Source organism: Sporosarcina sp. P20a, from assembly GCF_002743175.1.
Taxonomy (GTDB): Bacteria; Bacillota; Bacilli; order Bacillales_A; family Planococcaceae; genus Sporosarcina.
The window spans coordinates 108,012-126,117 of record NZ_PDYT01000002.1 but is presented as its reverse complement, the minus strand read 5'-3'; the positions used below and the strand labels follow the sequence as shown (position 1 = coordinate 126,117).

The following is an 18,106-nucleotide window of genomic DNA, read 5'->3' as shown; positions in this document are numbered from 1 at the left end:
GATTGTATCAGCAATGTAAACGGGTCGCTATTAGCTTTCTAGCTATTCTATTACTATTCACACAGTTGATCGGAGCAGGATGGGGTAATTCATTTACCCCGGTTGCTCATGCGGACACACAAGATCAGTCGATTACATTAAAAGTCGGGTTAAAAGATTCGATAGAAACAAAATCCGATAAAATCACTTTTGACGTGTGGGCACGTGATGCGGATGATAACAAAATCCCAGATAAACATGTGGATGTAACGAATAATGAAAAGCCGGTAGGTATTAATTGGACGGATTCAGAAAAAACAAGTTATACCGCTAACTTAAGTGAAGGTACAAATCACTTGTTGGTGAAGGTAGATTTTAATGATCAACAACTAGAAAAGCGGATTACAGTTAAATATGAAGAAGCAGCCATAGGCGATGTCATTGGGGAATTTACTTTTAGTATGGATGCTTTTATAGTAGGGCTTGATTATTTGATTGAACCAGTCAAAGTTCCCATTATTAATGGAGATAATGCAGCCAAACATTTGGATCGCATATTAAAAGAGTATGGCTATGAATATGAACATACAGGCAGATTAGATAGTAGTTTTTATTTAGCAGGAGTGAGTGAAGGAGCGCTAATCGGAAGAGAGCCAATTATTCCGCAAGCTGTGATTGATGCGTTTAAAGCTGAATCTAGTATGCCTCCTACTACAGCAGGTTACGACTCGAGTGATCCGTGGTTAGGAGAGTTTGAGTTTAATCACTTGTCTGGCTGGATGTACGCAGTCAACAATGTGTTCCCTAACGTAGGTTTCGCAGATTATTATATAATGAATGATGACGTAATGCGTGTACAATTCACTGTGAATTTGGGAAGTGATATCGGTGGCGGTTTTAGTTCGATGTTTCCAAAAGTTAACAAAGACTCTCTAACTGACATCATAGCGGAAGTGAACAGTTCCCCGAAGAAAGATTCCATTCTCAGTGTCAAGGAAATTCAAACAAGTTATACGAATGCACTTGAAGTGTTACGCACAGTCGATGCGAGTCAAGAAATCATTGATACAGCAGAAAAAAGTCTTAGAAATATAGTGGATAAAACAGACATAGAATCTATCGATCAAAATGCTGCACAAGCAGTGATCAATAAAATTGAAGAATTACCATCTATAGAAGCTCTCCAACTGACGGATGAAGCTAAAGTGAATGAAGCGCAAACAGCATTTGATGAACTAATTAGACCCCAGCAAGAGCTAGTGACGAATAGCAATCTATTACTCATATTGCTAGAAAAACTGGACGAACTACAAAAAGCGGCAGATCAAGCAGATGCAGAGGCAGCAAAGGCTGTATATGATGAAATCGCCACATTGCCTTCAGTAGAAGAAATTAAGCTAGCAGATGCTGCGTTAGTAATAGAAGCACAAAAAAAATATGATGCATTAACCGAAAAACAAAAAACGTTAGTAACAAATACAACTCTACTAACCGAGTTGTCCAAAAAACTAAAACAATTACAAGATGCTGTCGATCAGAAAGTAGCACAAGATGTAATCGACCAAATTACCACACTGCCAGCTGAGGCAGATCTGACCAACGCAGAAGCAATCAATGCTGCACAAGCAGCGTATGAGGCTTTAACTGCAACACAAAAAGATTTAGTAACAAATAAAGAAAAGTTAGAAACTCTAGTTCAAAATCTCCAGAAATTGCAAGTTGAAGTCGCAGTTGTGCAAGCAGTGATCGATCAAATCGCCGTACTACCAGGCAAAGAAGCACTTAAGCTTACAGACGAGTCTACAGTGAAAGCAGCACTAGCTGCATATAAAGATTTGCCGGAAGCTCAACAATCGAAAGTAATAAATATCCAAAAGCTAGACGAATTAGTAACACAACTAGAAAAGCTAAAAGCTGACGAACTGGCAGCAAGCCATGTGATATCTCTCATCGCAGCGTTACCAAATCCATCATCTGTCAATCTATCGGATGATGTAAGAGTTCGTTTTGCGAAAGTGGAATATGACGCACTGACTTCTGACCAAAAGCAGTTAGTAACTAATAGCGAAAAAATCACTGATCTACTCTCAAGAATCGCAACCTTACAACAAGATCAGTCGCTAGCACAGCGAGTTACGGCGATGATTAAACAATTGCCAGCTGAAAGTAACTTGTCCTTATTAAATAAGGACGCAGTTATAGCAACCCGCAATGCATACAATGCATTGAGCGGGAGCCAGCAAAGCAATGTGACAAATGTTGCGAAATTAGTCAACGCAGAAGCAAAGATTGCAACGCTTGAAAAAGAACATGCTAAAATCACTGTCACACTCATTATCAATGAAATCGCTGCACTTCCGGCAAGTAAAGATTTGACCGTAAACAGCGAAGATACGATCCGTTCGATTCGTAAAGCCTATGACGAATTAACAAAAGAACAGCAAACTGACGTGACGAACTATGCAAAACTAAAAGAAGCAGAAGCTATAATGGTCGAGTTGAAGAAAGCAGACCAAAAGATTCCGGAAGACCTGAAGGAAAGTGTGAAAGGCTCTGTCGGTATTGATGAAATTAAAGAGAACAAACTGACGAATACATTGGAAATCGTTTCGAAAAGTAAGGAATCTGTTATAGGTGTCATATTCTCAAAAGAGCTAATTCAGAAAATTAACGACAAGAAACTACATCAAGTGCTCATAACTAGCTCGAATAATGAAACTTTGCAGATTCCAGCGGCAGTTTTTAAAAACGCCGTCTCGAACAATGCTAAACTATCTATACAAACAGATATCGTTACCGCTAATAGTCAAACTGCAGTAAACGTACAGATTGAAGAGATTCTAGCACTTGGAATCAAGCGCAGTATCACAATTCCTGAAACATACGTGAAAGTGTCTATGCCACTGACAGCCTTTACAAAAAACAAATCTTCCGACGGCGTATTCTTGCGCTATCAGGAAGGTGACTATCGTGCTGTTCCGCATCAAATCCGTAAAGGACAAGTAGTATTGCAAGTAAACTCAAGCGGTCAATTTGTTTATTCTACAGACAAAGTTACTTTTACAGATATTAAGAAATTACATGAAACAGCCATCTCCAATATTGAGTTCTTATCTGATCGCTATGTTGTGCAAGGTGCTACGAAAGAAACATTTGAACCTGGAAAGGCGATTACACGTGCGCAGTTTGGTGCAATGATTGCACGATCCCTAAACCTGACAGCAACAGAAGAAACGAACTATAAGGATACTAAAGGGAAATGGTTTGAGAAAGAAATCCAGGCACTATATGAAGCGGGAATCACCAATGCTCCAGGTAATTACAATCCGAATACACCGTTAAGCAGAGAACACGCGGCTGCGTTCATGTACCGAGTAATGGAGTATATTGAAGGTGAAGAGTATTTAGCAACGAATGAATTAAAATACACAGACAAGAAATTAGTTCAACCGCAATTCATAAAAGCTGTAGCTACATTGCGGGCTCTTAATATAATGGATGGAAAGCCCGATGGCTCATTCGATCCGAAAGGCAATTTGACTCGTGCACAAATGGCGAAGATTTTGCGTAACACATTAGAGAAAATCAACATGATGTAAGAGGCAGAGAAACAAAAGCGAATGATTTATTGCTTTTGTTTCTCCTATCTTTTTTCACAATAAAAGAAAGTCTTTAATGATTTAAAGTTTTTCTTTTATTGCGAAGAGGAGTGGATGGTAATGGGGAATGTAAAAACTTTTTATGGAAAGTATAGAAAATTTATTTATTATAGTGTGATTCTCTTATTGATGTTTAGTAGCATATCGTATGCAGCGATATCAGACCCTAGAGAGGATCCATTTGATTTCAATGAAATAGCCGAAGCCTCAACGTTGAAATTAGCGGGAGGTGGATCGGTGGCATCTGATAGCGAGCCTGAGAACGATCGAAAAGAACAACCGGCAGACGAACAAATTACGCCGGATGAGCCTGATAACGAAAATGCGGAAGTGGACTCAAAAAAACAACCAGTTCAAGATGAAACACCGAAAAAAGAAAAGGATGTACAGATTCAGCAACCTACCAATAATGCAACGAATACGAATAAACCAGCGAACAGTGTATCAAATAACAATGAAACTGTTCCGGATACCTTAACACCTACTAATCGAAACGATAACTCAACCGGGGGGAGTACCCAACCATTACCGGACAAGCCGAAGCCTGAACCGGAAAAACCGGCCCCTGAAAAGGACGACGTTATTGAAATCGTAGCTGTGGCGGATAAACAAAATAACTACTTCACTACCAATCTTACAAATAATGAAGTAGTAACGGATCCGTTATACTATGTTACGGTTACGCACTTGGATGAATCGTTAATTGCCCAGGAAATGACCGTGTTGCTAAATAGCAAAAAAGTGGCTGATTTCAAGGGAGAACTTACGTTAGCGGAAGGCCCAAACGATGTAGAGTTTCAAGTCATCTATGCAAAAAAGAATGGCGAGAAAATTCGTGTCAGTCAAACTTTCCGAGTTATTCTCAATAGAAAAGATATTGTCATTCATACAGAATTAAAAGACCGAACGGTGACAGAGGAATCCTTGACATTCACAGCACAGGCAAAATTAGCAGATACCAAAGCGGAGTTGACGGTTCTCACAAGCAAAGAGGAACTGAAACCGGTAGCAGGCAATGTTTATAAATTACAGCTGCAAGAAGGACCTAACCAGATTATCCTTACCGCTAAGCTGAAGGATAAAAAAGCGGAGCAGAGCTATACGGTGATTTATGAGAAAGAAAAAATTTCTATAACGCTCGATACCGACCTTCAAGATCGACGTGCGAATGATCCAGAGTTTTCATTCTTCGCAAAAGCTTCCGCTCATACCGTGAATGTACCACTGACTATTTTATTGAATGGTCAAACCGTGACATCGGCGGATGGAACGAATTATAGTGTCCAACTGAAAAACGGAACAAATGTCATTAATTTGACAGGACAATTCGAAAAGGAACGACTCGAACGTCAATATAAGATTTTATATAAAGACCCAAATGTTGTAGAGACGCCTGAAGTCGATCCAAAAGCACCAAAATTGGTGACAGATTTGAAATCAGGAATCACAGTCAAAGGTGACATCAAAACTATTAATGTATGGCCGGTGACCGCTAATGGCGACCGTATTCGGGGCAAAAACGTCCTGGTCAAAGTAAATGGTGGGAATGTGCCGTTTACATGGGATGATAGCGCCAAAACTAGTTATAAACTCAACCTGAAAGAGGGAGAGAATAACGTCTCCATCAAAGTATGGGATGATGAAGGGCGCACGGTGACAGAATCATTCAAAGTCCATTCCAAAGCACCAGGAGACGATGGTGTCATTGGACAAGTGACAATTAGTGTAGAAGCTTCTACAATCGGCATCAAATACTTAATTCCTCCTACAAAGATGGATATTCACAAAGGAGAGCGTGGAACGTATATCCTGGATCAAGTATTAAGAAACCACGGTTTTGATTATGGGAACACAGGTAGTCTTGATAGCAGTTTCTATTTGAAAGAAGTAATGAAACCTGGCATGTTGAACCGGATTCAAATTCCTGAAGATTTGTGGTCGTTAGTGGAAGCTTCGTCATCAGTAGCGAATATAGATGCGTATTCACCTGACAGCCTAGGAGAATTCGATTTCGCTAACGGCTCCGGCTGGATGTACAGCGTCAATGGCGATTTCCCGAACTATGGATTCTCGGATGCCTATTTCCTCGATGGAGATGTGGTGCGCGTTCGCTACACACTTCATTACGGTAAAGATATTGGCGGACATGACAGTTCAGGTGATAGCGAAGCGAATTGGAATAAAGAATGGTAAGGAAAGAGAAGTGACGGAATGAGAGATATCTATGCATGGCTAGTGACAGTCGTGATGATGACGGCGGTACTCCTGCCGTCTGTTGCGTTCGCGACACCTGAAAAAGAAGAATCATTGCTACACACCATTGAACAAATCATTGCTTGGAAAAAACAAGATGAACATATCGCAGAGTCTGATCCGTTGCTGAGCAAACCGTTTCTTGCACATGCGGGGAATACAAACGGTGACTGGTATCCGGTAGGCCTCGGCCGTATTGGTTATCCGGACGATTACCAGGCGTATCTTGCAGTCATCAAGAACAATGTGATCGAACGCTATAAAACGAAAGATCAGCTCAGCGATATGAAAGCGACGGAATGGCACCGGATTTCATTGGCAATATTGGCAGCTGGCGGTGATCCGACGGCGGTTGGGGATAGTAACTTGATCGCGGACGGCACGTATAACCGTGGATTGAAAACGTCGTTAGGTGCACAAGGTATCAACGGCTGGATCTGGGGGCTGATCACGCTTGACAGTATGCGTTATAAAGTGCCGGATGACGCGGATATGACAAGAATCGAGATCATTAAAGAAATTATCTCACTGCAACTTGAAGATGGCGGATTTTCGTTCTATCAAGACGAAGCAGAGACCGATATGACCGCCATGGCGATCCAAGCGCTCGCGCCATATTACCAAAGCACGGAAGAATTCACTTATACACAAAAAGATACAGGTGAGAATGTTACGAAAACGATTCACACGATTGTCGACGAAGCACTAGAAAAGTTATCGGACATGCAAACATCAACGGGTGGCTTCAGTACGCTAGATGACGACAACGTCGAAAGTGCGGCGCAAGTACTCGTTGCATTGACGTCACTAGGTATCCATCCAGATGAAGACGAACGCTTCAAGAAAGGCGATCACTCATTGCTTGATTTCATCATGGATTTCCAAATGGAAGATGGCGGTTTTGTCCACGCAAAAACATATAACGCGGACAATCCTTCCTCCTTACCGGATGAATCGAATTCGATGGCTTCCGAGCAAGTACTCTATGCACTTGTGTCGCTCTACCGACTGGAAAACGGCTACCGTACGATGTATGATTTCCGTCCTGAAAATCCGCAAGAGATGAAGCAGCAAATGCTGAAGTTAATGGAAGATATTCAGAACATCAATGAACACACCGATGCCAAACAGCTTCAGCAATTGCTTGATACATATGAAAACTTTCCTATAGAGGAGCGTTCCTTTGTCTACAACTTCCATAAACTCGCGGAAGCTGCAAAAAAGCAGTCGATCCAGCTCGATCTTCCCGCATTCAGTGAAGCCTATGAAGTCTACACGAAAGGTAACGGCACTATTGCACCGATCTATCAGGAACAAACCGCGCCACGAAATATTACCGAACAAGATGTAGAAAAAATTGACGCGATTCCTACACCTTTGACGACAGAGCATTATATTGACGTCGTTTCGATGATCGACCAGTTCGAACAAGCAGACAATAAAGGCGACTTTGAAAAAGAATTGGTGAAACTCTACGAATACAAAGAAGAAATGGAGAAAATGGAAGCCGAGATCCAAAGCATTAATGATATGGTGCTCGATCAACTGTATCCATTCAATGAATTAACAAGCAAAGATCAAGACAATGTCGATGCGATTCTAGAGCGATTTAACGCGTTATCTCCTTACGATCAAGGGAAAGTCTTGAACTATGAAGACCTCAAGAAATCGAAAACTCAAATTGACAATGCTGTGAGAGCGAAGCGAATTTCATGGGTGCTCGGAATCGTTGCAGTAGGTTTAATCCTCGTAGTGATTAGTAGAATCCAAAAAAGAAGGCGTCAAAGAGATTAGAGGGATATAATGAAGAAAGATCTATTAGTTGTAGCATTCGTCCTCTTTATCGTTGGGTGGCTCGTCACGGGAACGAAGATTCAATCCGTGGAAGAATATTACTTGACCCATATCGACGAAATTACGGAAGACTCAGAGACGGTGACGCTTGAAATACGCAGTGATACCGTCCTTGACTCGATGGATAAGCTGAAACCGGGTCTCGAGAAATATGTGGAACCGGACGGCGAGATCCTTAAAAAAACGGAATACGTGCTGCGCAGTGGTGATACTGCATTTGATTTACTCGATCGCGCGACACGTCATCACCGCATCCCGATGGAGTACCAAGGAGCCGACTACAATATTTATAACAGTATTTACGTCCAAGGCATTAATTATTTATATGAGTTCAATTGTGGTCCGTTAAGTGGCTGGATGTACAAAGTAAACGGCGAATTCCCTAGCCGTGGCGTTAGTCAATACGAGCTGCAAGACGGCGATGAAGTGGAGTTCCATTACACGTGTGATTTAGGTAGAGATCTAGATGGCTATATACGACAATTAAAGAAAGTAGGAAACTAGATGAGCGCATTCTCAAACTTTCACCCTATATTGCTACTTGTCTACGTTACAGTCGTTCTCGTCACGATGTTCAGCTCTTTTCATCCGATCATCGTGGCGCTTGCTTTGATCGGTGGTATTCTGTACTTCTTCATGTTGCATGGAATGCGGACAGCAAGTAAAGACGTAGTCTATTACTTTTTCGTCTTTCTGCTAATTGCCGCAGCCTATCCATCGTATGTACATAACGGTTTTACCCCATTGTTTTTCCTCAATGACCACGCGGTAACGCTTGAAGCGGTGACGAAAGGGCTTGTCCTGGCAGGTACCGTTGTCGCCACGTGTTTTTGGATGAAGAGTTATTTCGAGATATTTACGACAAATAAAGTGCTTGCTGTACTGACACGAGTGTCCGCTAACCTTGGCATTCTAGTTTCCATGCTGTGGCGTTTCATCCCATTATTTAAAACGAAATGGCGTGAAAAGCAAATGGCACAACGCGGAATAGGTTTTTACAAAGTAAACAGCAGAGTGGAGAAGTTTCGTCGCGCGTTCGCACTGTGGCGCCAAACGCTCGTTCAGACTGCGGAGTTTGTTTTCGTGAAGCCGGATGTCATGAAGGCGCGAGGCTATGGCATGACGAAAGCGAGAACGCAGTATAGAGTAATGCGGTTCACGAAACGGGACGGCATGTTGACGATTGGACTCGTGTTATTTCTTCTCTACTATATCGGGTACTTCTCGCAGCACCAAACGCAGTATTATCCCGAAATCAGTGAACAGACACTAGGCGCAGGGCATTACGTCATCATCGGCTTGCTTATGTTCTACCCGTTTATCTATGAAGCGAAGGAGAGTGTCAAATGGCGATACTTACAGTCGAAAATCTGAACTTTCGTTACGAAGAACATCATGTGTTGCAAGACGTGTCTTTTTGGATTAAGCGTGGAGAATTCGTGACGCTTTTCGGACCTACTGGTTCAGGAAAGTCTACGTTATTGAAAATGTTGAAGCGGGAAATGCGGCCGAGCGGTAAACTCAGTGGCACGGTGTATTTCAACGGTGAAAAAATAGATGACCTGCCCACGTCGACTACGGCAACTTCGATTGGCTACATGATGCAAAATCCAGATGAACAAATGGTCATGGAAAAAGTATGGCAGGAGTTAGCATTTGGTCTTGAGAATATGGGTGTATCGACGGAAGACATGCAGCGAAAAGTCGCCGAAGTGGCCAGTTTCTTCGGTATTCAAAACTGGCTACACGATAGTATTAGTGATTTGTCAGGTGGGCAGAAACAACTCGTCAATCTCGCGGCAGTGCTTGCGATGGAGCCAGATATTTTATTGCTTGACGAACCGACCTCGCAGCTTGATCCCATTGCGGCTTCCGAGTTCTTGACACATCTTGAGAAAATCAATCGCGAGCTCGGCATGACGATTTTAATTGTAGAACATCGGCTAGAAGAGTTATTACCGGTGTGCGATCGAGTGTTGTTTATGGAAAACGGCTCGCTTCTATATGACACGACGCCTAAAGCAATCGGCAATTTCTTGCTTGAACATCCGATGCTCGATGCACTTACGACAGCGATGCGTGTTTATTATAAGCTTGGTTTCCGTGATGAGACGCCGATTACGGTGCGCGATGGGATGGATTTCATTCGGCACTATCCACCGACCGTTCTACCGACGGAGCCGATGAGAAAAAAGCATCCACCTCTTATCACCGTAAAAGAGTTGCATTTCCGATATAATCGGAAGAGTGATGATCTACTCGCAGGATTAACGTTCACCGTCCATCGCGGCGAAATCTTCACGATTGTCGGTGGCAATGGAGTCGGTAAGTCTTCGTTACTAAGGTTACTCGCCGGACTGCATAAGCCGTATGCAGGTAAAGTATGGATCGATGACGTTGCACCTAGCAAGTGGAAAGGGAATATCGTCTTATTGCCGCAAAACCCGCAAACGTTATTCATGTACTCGACCGTGAAAGAAGAGCTAATCCATGCGGTTCCTGTGCAAAAATTGCCGAAAGAACAGAGGGAATTGACTGTATCAAGTATGATGAAACAGTTACATATCGAACATTTATCAGAAAGAGATCCGTTTGACTTAAGTGGTGGAGAACAGCAGAAGGCAGCGCTTGCGAAATTATTGCTGCATAAACCGGATATTTTATTGCTGGATGAGCCGACTAAAGGAATGGACGTCATGTCGAAACAAGAAGTGACCCAGTTGATTCGAACGCTTCAAAAACAGAATATCACGACGATTATCGTTACACATGATATTGAATTTGCCGCAGAAGTCTCTACACGCGTCGGCATGCTGTTCGATAAATCACTCATCGCGATCAATCATCCGAAAACGTTTTTCACGTCTAACCGCTTTTACACAACCGCGGCCAGCAAGATTGCACGCGGATTATTTCCATATGCCATCACAGCGGAAGACATCGTTACTGCTGTGAACTTGAACAACAGGAGGAACTAAAAATGAGCAATCCATCAACACAAGTACTTCATGAAATGAAAAAAGTAATTAACGGGAAAGACGACGTCATACAAAAAGTATGGATGACGTTCTTAGCTGGAGGACATGTACTGCTAGAAGATTTACCGGGAGTCGGGAAAACGACACTTGCGAAAGCATTCAGCCGAGTCGTCGGTCTCGATTCCAATCGTATCCAGTTCACACCGGACGTCGTAGCGTCTGACGTCATCGGATTCACGATGTACGACAAAGAGAAAAACGAATTCGTCTTTAAAGAAGGCGCGGTTATGTGCAACTTATTGCTTGGTGATGAAATCAATCGCACATCTTCAAGAACGCAAGCAGCATTACTTGAAGCGATGCAAGAGAAACAAGTGACAGTGGACGGCGTGACCTACCCGCTACCAGCACCGTTTCACGTAATCGCGACGCAAAACCCATATGGCACAATCGGTACGCAGCCGCTACCAACCGCGCAAATTGACCGTTTCATGACTAAATTGAGTGTAGGGTATCCGGATTTTGAAGACCAAGTGGAGATGTTGAAAAACCGTCAGCAAGCAGACCCGCTATCTTCACTCACACAAGTCATTACGAAAAATGAATTGCTTGCGCTACAGCAGCAAGTACAGAATTTGTTCATTCATGAGGAGATTCTGCGCTACGTTACAGCACTAACCGAGAAAACGAGAAATCACCCATCGATTCATCAAGGAATCAGCCCGCGTGGCGCTCTCGCTCTTTGCCAGATGGCGAAAGCACATGCCTTCTTACAACAGCGTGATTACGTTATTCCGGAAGATGTCCATGCCGTGTGGTTGCCAACGAGCCGACACCGCATTGTCATGTCAAGCGTCCCCGGTGCAGAACAAGAGCAGGATATGCTACTCGAAAAATTACTGCAAAGTGTTGCCACGCCCGACCAAGCAATGCTTGCGACATTGTAAGGGCTGATCGTATGATAGGGACTTTCCTCATTAGCGTCGTGTGGCTGCTATTTACGCTCGCATTTTTCATCTTCACGACGACGCATTTCGCTCTATTATTCGCAGTCGGTTCGCTTATTGTCTGGCTGTGGCTCGTGTTGAGCGTCTATCTCGTTAAAGGGAAAATCGAGTGCGAGATTATCACGGCAAATGAAATCTATAAAAGTGAACAGATGAGCTATCAACTGCGCGTACAAAATACGAGCCGTTTGCCTGTTACGCAACTACAACTACATCTCGTCATCGAACATCTATTCACTGGTAGACAAGAGAGTCACCATCACGTCCTGTCTATCCCGGCGAAAAGTGCGGAAGAATTTACGTTTGTTCTGCCGCAGAAATATATGGGACAAGTGAATATACGAATTAAACAACTGACGATCAAAGACAGTTTTACGTTTTTCCGTTCCGTGCAGAAACTAGATACCCAGTCTACGATGTTGATTGTGCCGAATCCTTATTTCTTAAAACTTCAGCACATCGAGCAAAATCAGCATGTCTTGCAAACACCGGGTATAATTCCGATGAAGAAAATAGATGGGGAAGAGCTGGCGGAGTTGTCGGTATATAAACTCGGTGACTCGGTTAAACGCATTCATTGGAAATTATCGAGTAAGGGGGATGAGCTATTCGTCAAACAGCATGAAACGTTGACAGGAGATGCGGTCATGATGACGCTCGACTTCACGTCGTTTACGAATCGCGTAGCACTCTATGACGAATTCATCGAGACGTTTTCTGCATTGCTCTACTCGTACGTCGCAAGCGATCACGAAGTGCAATTCATTTTGAATCATTCGACGGGTGAGCAGTTGACAATCGACAATGAACGAGATGCAGCGAACGCCATCAAAGAAGTATTGACGAGAAACGCTACAGAGTTATCACTGTCAGATGAACAGTGGAAAAAGCTTAGACGAACGTATCCAAACTGTATCGTATTGACGACGAATATCGCGCATAGTACCGAATATCAGACCGTCGTCATCTCGGATCAGAAGGAGGGATCGACTGTATGAAATGGCTAGATGGAGTAGTTGCGTATAGTGTCCTCGTAGCGGCTTTCCTCGTAATCCGTACGATGCTGTTTCCAGAGGTGAGTATCGTACCTGCGCTCGTTCTCGTCTTACTATGGATGGTCGCGCGTATACAGTGGAAACAGCGTGGCGGCGATATTGTCTTGATTGCGAGCGTTGTGTTCAGTTTGATTTTCCTATCCATGTACATAGATGACGTCAAACGAACGATCAACGCATTGTTGATCACGCTTGCGGAACAAAAGCATATATATATAGATCTATTATCCATCAATGAAACGACGTCATGGCTAAACGGCATGATCCTCGGTCAAATCGCGTTGCTCATCGGCAGTGCGGTGTATTACGCCGTAGCGAATCAAAAACGCTGGATTCTTGTTGCGCTAGCACTCGTGATTTGGTTGATACAATTAATACTTGGCACATCGCCATCATTGCTTCTCGATATTCTATTTTTCGCATTGCTAATTGTGACATTGTTGTATATGAACCAACTAACAGTACGCTGGTGGAAACGGATGGCAATCGTACCCATTTCACTCGTCGTGCTCATGTTCGTCTACACGGCGATCAGTCCAAACGGTGATGAAGAGTTTACAGGCAGTTCGAAAATCGAAGACATAGTACGTTATCAAGGGGAGAAGTGGCGTTATTATAAAGATGAAGAGCCAGTTCTAACGGCTGGCAACTTCCAGCGACTTTCTACGTTTACACCGAATGATCATACTGCGCTAAAAGTCGCAATGGAAAATCCAAGTCCTCTGTATTTAAAAGGATTCGTCGGGTCAACTTACACGCCAAGCGGCTGGAAGGGGATCGATGGGGATGCGTATATGGAACAGAAGTCTCTGCTTGAAGCGTTACAGAAAGAGGATTTCACTGGAGCGAAACAACTGAGCTTGGCAGCGGAAAGTAGTTTGCCAGAACAGTATGAAGAAGCGAAACTCGTTATTCAAAACGTCGGTGCATCCAGTCAATATATTTATGCACCGTATGAGTTGGCTGGGCTAGATGCCAATCTTGTCCGTTCTAAACAAGCTGATGCGCTCCACGCGACAGGTATTTTCGGCAGACGGACAGTGGAAATGAACTATATGCTGACACCGTATACCGATTATCCACAAATCGCGAATGCGTTGTACACGACAAAAGATACCGACTATTTACGTCGTGAAAGTCATTACAATCAATATGTCTACAACGAATACCTCGCTGTGCCGCAAGATAGTTTAAATGTCTTGCGCAATCATATGGACGATAACATACTTGATTCAGAAACACGTTTACCGTATGAGAAAACGATTCAGGAAGTAGAAAACTTTTTGGCACAGACAATAAGTTATAATGAAAATGCCAAACCAATAAAAGATCAGGACTTCCTAACGGGGATTTTGGAAGAATCAAAAGAAGGCTATTCCGTTCACTATGCGACAGTTGCTACATTGGCATTTAGAATGCTCGGCACGCCCGCACGTTATGCAGAAGGATATATCGTTGGGCTGGATGATGTGAAAGATTTACCGTCATTTAGTGAAATCAATGTCAGTGAGAAAAACGCCCATGCGTGGACAGAAATCTACGTTGACATGGTTGGCTGGGTGCCGATTGAAGTGACACCAAGTTACGCTGAGAAAATGCCGGAGATCAATAAAAAAGACTATCCAGCTCTAGACGGATCGGATTCACCAGACGCAACCGGTGGAAGCACGGTCGAACCTGAACCGAATGATCCGACGCAAGTGCAGGAAGATCAAGATAAGCCGGAAGATTCCAAGCAAGTGAATCCAAACACTACTGTATGGTTCTGGTTGAATATCATTATATTGATTGTTCTATTAATCCTGTTCGTGCTGTACTACGTAAGAAAAAGAAAACGTCAGCAAAAACTCGGGGTGAAAGATCACCGTTTGGCTGTCATTCATCATGTACAGTACATTGTGCAAATGTTAGAGAAAGAACAAATCGTTGCGAAGCTGCCTTCATTCGAAACGATACCTGAAGCAGTTGGCAATATCGATCCAAAACTTCGCCAAGAGGCGGAGGAAGGATTGAAAATTTATCAAAAAGCTAAATACAGTCCACACGGCGTGACCGATGAAGAGCGCGCGAAGATAGAAACCTTATTTGCGGATATTCATAGCGCTGTGAAGCAATCGGAAAAAGGGATTAAGAGATTACGGTTTATTGTGCGTCACCAATGAACTAAGCACCGCTTTTGGCGGTGCTTTTTTAGTACCTGGCAACCACAAAACGAATCCTTTCACACACGCTAAACGTATGAATAGTAGAGTAATGATACAGGAGAGTGAAGTATGGAAACAGAAAAACGAATGGAATTAGTTAACGCTATTGTAGATGAAGTAAGACCGCTATTACGAGGTAGTGAATCAAAAAAGTTAGTGGACTATGGGAGTGGTTCTGGTTTAGTTAGTTTAGAACTCACGGACTTAGTAGATTCTATAGTGCTAGTGGACTCTTCAAAACAAGCGTTACAGGATGCTGAAGATAAAATTAGTGCAAGAGGCATTACGAACTGTGAAGTCTTGTATTCAGATTTCACTGAAGACATGCCCGAACTTAAGGCAGACATTGTGTTAGTATCACTAGTGCTACTTCATATTCCCGACACTACATTAATTTTGCAGAAGTTGTTTAGTATTTTACCAGATGATGGCCAACTAATCATTGTTGATTTTGACAAAAATGAAAGAGTCAACCATCCGAAAATTCATAATGGCTTTTCACATAATGAATTAAAAAACATATTATCCGAAGTTGGATTTACGTCTAGTACATGTAAGACGTTCTATCATGGAAAACAGCTTTTTGCGAATCAAGATGCCTCAATGTTTATAGCCACTAGTAGGAAATAAATTTCTATATGAACTAGCTAGATTGCTTATATCTGCAATCGAGGTAGTTTGAAAACAGGAGGTAGTGTGATGCCTATATGTGAAAATTGCCATACTCAGTGGAGCTAGAAACAGACAATAAAAAAGACGGCGACATTGAACCCTGCCATGACTTGTCCATACTGCGGCGAAAAACAGTTTCAAACGCAAAAGTCCAAAGGGAGGGTGGCTATGGTCACTCCAATTGTTTTGTTGCCATTGATCATTCAAATGCTTTTTGATCTGCCAGAAGCTATAATACTTAGCTTATTTCCCACTTTATTCATTTTGGTTATCATTCTATATCCGTTGTTAGTGAAGTTAAGTAGCCAAGAGAAATACATAGGGGAATAGTGAATTTTTATAAAGCGCCAGGTTCCGCTGCTATTCACTTGATTACATAGAAAAAACCATCCAATGCAAACGGAGAGACCCCGACAGATTTAGATGGTTTTTCTTTAGGTTATACTTAGTGAAATGAAATTAGGAAATACGATTCTTTTAATTCCAATAGGCATTTGTATCTTCAATCATCGTTTTCGATGATTGCAAACCGCCGCCATAGAACCAGGCTTCCGTATCTAGATAAATTATATGGTCATTTTTATAAGCGTTTGTTCTTTTTACTAGTTCATTTTCAAACATTTCCTTTGTGCTATCATGAGCGGTATTTAGTACTGCGCTACGATCCACAACAAAAATAATGTCTGGATTTTTTTCTGTTATATATTCAAAGTTAATGGATTGACCAAATTTGGCTTTTTCAATATTCTCATCCACCGCTTTATAGCCCGCTACATCATGGATGAATCCACCATAACGCGACCCTGGTCCATAAGCGCTTATTTTTCCTTCATTCACCATGACAATCAACGTTTTCGCATCTAAATCCTTTGTTTTCTCTTTAATGGCATCGACTTTTTCATTTATTTCCGTTAGTTCTTTGTCAATTTGCTCTTCTTTATTAAATATATTTGCGATAGTTTCCAAATTATGTGTAAGTGAATCCATGTAGTTCGTGAAATCCACGCTCATATAAATGGTTGGAGCAATATCTGTAAATTCGTCATACATTTCGGCTTGACGATCCCCGATAATAATAAGGTCCGGTTTCATTCCATCAATTGCCTCAAAGTCTGGTTCCACTAAACTTCCTACATTCGTATATTCAGAGCCAGCATATTTTTTTAGATACTCAGGTACCGCATTTTGTGGAACGCCTGCAACTTCAACACCCAGCGAATCTAACGTATCTAAAACGCCAAAATCTAGTACAACAATTTTTTCTGGCACTTTAGTCAAAACAACTTCTTGCTCATCAAGGTCATGCTTAATTTTTATTTCAGTCGATTCTGCGCCTTCTTGGGTAGTGCTAGACGATTCGTCCGCTTGTGTATCCGTTTTCTTCGATCCGCATGCGGAGATGACTAGCATACAGGCAAATATGAATACAAATAATGACCACTTTTTCATGACAATTACCTCTCTTTGTATAAAATTTTGGAATGACTACTGCTCCAAAAGTAAATCTTGATATGTATGGAATACCTATTATTTATTTCAAAACAAGTATATGATTTTATCAGCTCTTCCTTTCTTTGTATAATGGAGCCTATGCTTACCAGAACGTGTAGTAACGAATTATTACAAGCAAAGAATAAGGTAAAGGCTACATTTAGTATACAATAAACAAATGATAATGACTATCATCTTCAAGTGGAAGTTAATGAGAAATAGTAGCATACACGAATTAGAGACTAAGTCCAATAGAAGAATGTTATAAATTATTATTAAAATAATGGAATCTAGAATGAATTTGAGGAGCAAGACAATGAAAGACTTTCATTATGCATTAGACTATATCAATCAAATCATGTATGAACCATATAATTTACTTGTAGATTCTGTGCAAGAAGAAAAGCAAAATGCTAAGTATGGAGCTGGTACATTTCAAATAGCTTCTAGAACCGTTCGATTTAGAGTAGTGAATACAACACCTAGAAAAGTAGGGCAGTTTGTTGCGTTTTGGGAAAAGGACGACAATAATAAAAATCAACCTTATTCATACGAGGAAGCACCTGATTTGTTCGTGATTACTACTTTTTAAAATACACATGAGTTTGGACAATTTATTTTCCCAAAGGACGTGATGTTGCAACAGGATATGGTTAGCTCCAGTTCAACAAAAGGGAAAATGGCATTAAGAGTGTAACCGAGCTGGAATCATCCTGCTAGTAAACAAGCGTTGAAAACACAGCAGTGGCAGTTACCTTATTTTGTAGATATGAGGACATTAAATGAAATAACCAAAGACAAAATAATGGGACTGTATTTGTGATAATTCACTGCGATCAGGTGCCTGTAATATTCAGAATTAGTTCAAGACCTAGAAAACATCAGAGTTTTAGAGGACTGTAGATCTATTGAACGCGATTGTATTATGAAGTATTTATGATCTTTCAGTAATCG

The 18,106-nt window shown here is 41.8% G+C and carries 11 protein-coding genes and 1 pseudogene; 11 read left to right on the top strand and 1 reads right to left on the bottom strand.

The window, feature by feature from the left end; genetic code table 11:
* The first annotated feature begins 2 nt into the window (after positions 1-2).
* From CSV72_RS04010 to CSV72_RS03965, 10 genes are all read left to right on the top strand, one after another.
* Positions 3-3,578, top strand: a complete 3,576-nt coding sequence (locus tag CSV72_RS04010; RefSeq protein WP_233191070.1) for an S-layer homology domain-containing protein — start codon at positions 3-5, stop codon at positions 3,576-3,578.
* A 120-nt stretch (positions 3,579-3,698) separates the two neighbouring features.
* Positions 3,699-5,831, top strand: coding sequence for a DUF4430 domain-containing protein (locus CSV72_RS04005; RefSeq protein WP_158232144.1), 2,133 nt, complete (start codon positions 3,699-3,701; stop codon positions 5,829-5,831).
* Between the two features lie 18 nt (positions 5,832-5,849).
* Positions 5,850-7,685 carry a prenyltransferase/squalene oxidase repeat-containing protein gene (locus CSV72_RS04000; RefSeq protein WP_099677239.1) on the top strand — a complete coding sequence of 612 codons (1,836 nt, stop codon included), beginning with the start codon at positions 5,850-5,852 and terminating at the stop codon, positions 7,683-7,685.
* Positions 7,686-7,694: 9 nt separating this feature from the next.
* A complete protein-coding gene (locus CSV72_RS03995; RefSeq protein ID WP_099677238.1) occupies positions 7,695-8,249 on the top strand; it encodes a DUF4430 domain-containing protein in 555 nt (184 codons plus the stop codon).
* Positions 8,250-9,119, top strand: coding sequence for an energy-coupling factor transporter transmembrane component T (locus CSV72_RS03990; protein ID WP_099677237.1), 870 nt, complete (start codon positions 8,250-8,252; stop codon positions 9,117-9,119).
* The gene (locus tag CSV72_RS03985) at positions 9,092-10,723 is read left to right on the top strand and encodes an ABC transporter ATP-binding protein (RefSeq protein WP_099677236.1); all 1,632 of its coding nucleotides are present in this window, start codon (positions 9,092-9,094) and stop codon (positions 10,721-10,723) included. The genes CSV72_RS03990 and CSV72_RS03985 overlap by 28 nt, the downstream gene beginning before the upstream one ends.
* A gap of 2 nt (positions 10,724-10,725) precedes the next feature.
* Positions 10,726-11,670 (top strand): AAA family ATPase, encoded by a 945-nt coding sequence (locus CSV72_RS03980; protein ID WP_099634475.1) that lies wholly within the window; start codon positions 10,726-10,728, stop codon positions 11,668-11,670.
* A gap of 11 nt (positions 11,671-11,681) precedes the next feature.
* A complete protein-coding gene (locus CSV72_RS03975) occupies positions 11,682-12,728 on the top strand; it encodes a DUF58 domain-containing protein (protein ID WP_099677235.1) in 1,047 nt (348 codons plus the stop codon).
* Positions 12,725-14,947: a transglutaminase TgpA family protein gene (locus CSV72_RS03970; RefSeq protein ID WP_099677234.1), complete on the top strand. Its 2,223-nt coding sequence runs from the start codon at positions 12,725-12,727 to the stop codon at positions 14,945-14,947. Before CSV72_RS03975 ends, CSV72_RS03970 begins: the two co-directional genes overlap by 4 nt.
* Positions 14,948-15,058: 111 nt before the next feature.
* Complete coding sequence (locus tag CSV72_RS03965; protein WP_099677233.1) at positions 15,059-15,619, top strand: class I SAM-dependent methyltransferase; 561 nt, start codon at positions 15,059-15,061, stop codon at positions 15,617-15,619.
* Between the two features lie 519 nt (positions 15,620-16,138).
* Here the strand turns inward: CSV72_RS03965 and CSV72_RS03955 are convergent.
* Positions 16,139-17,110, bottom strand: coding sequence for a siderophore ABC transporter substrate-binding protein (locus tag CSV72_RS03955; RefSeq protein WP_099677232.1), 972 nt, complete (start codon positions 17,108-17,110; stop codon positions 16,139-16,141).
* A gap of 325 nt (positions 17,111-17,435) precedes the next feature.
* On the opposite strand from CSV72_RS03955, the pseudogene CSV72_RS03950 reads away from it, so the two are divergent.
* Positions 17,436-17,849: pseudogene (locus CSV72_RS03950) on the top strand (MepB family protein).
* Positions 17,850-18,106: the final 257 nt, after the last annotated feature.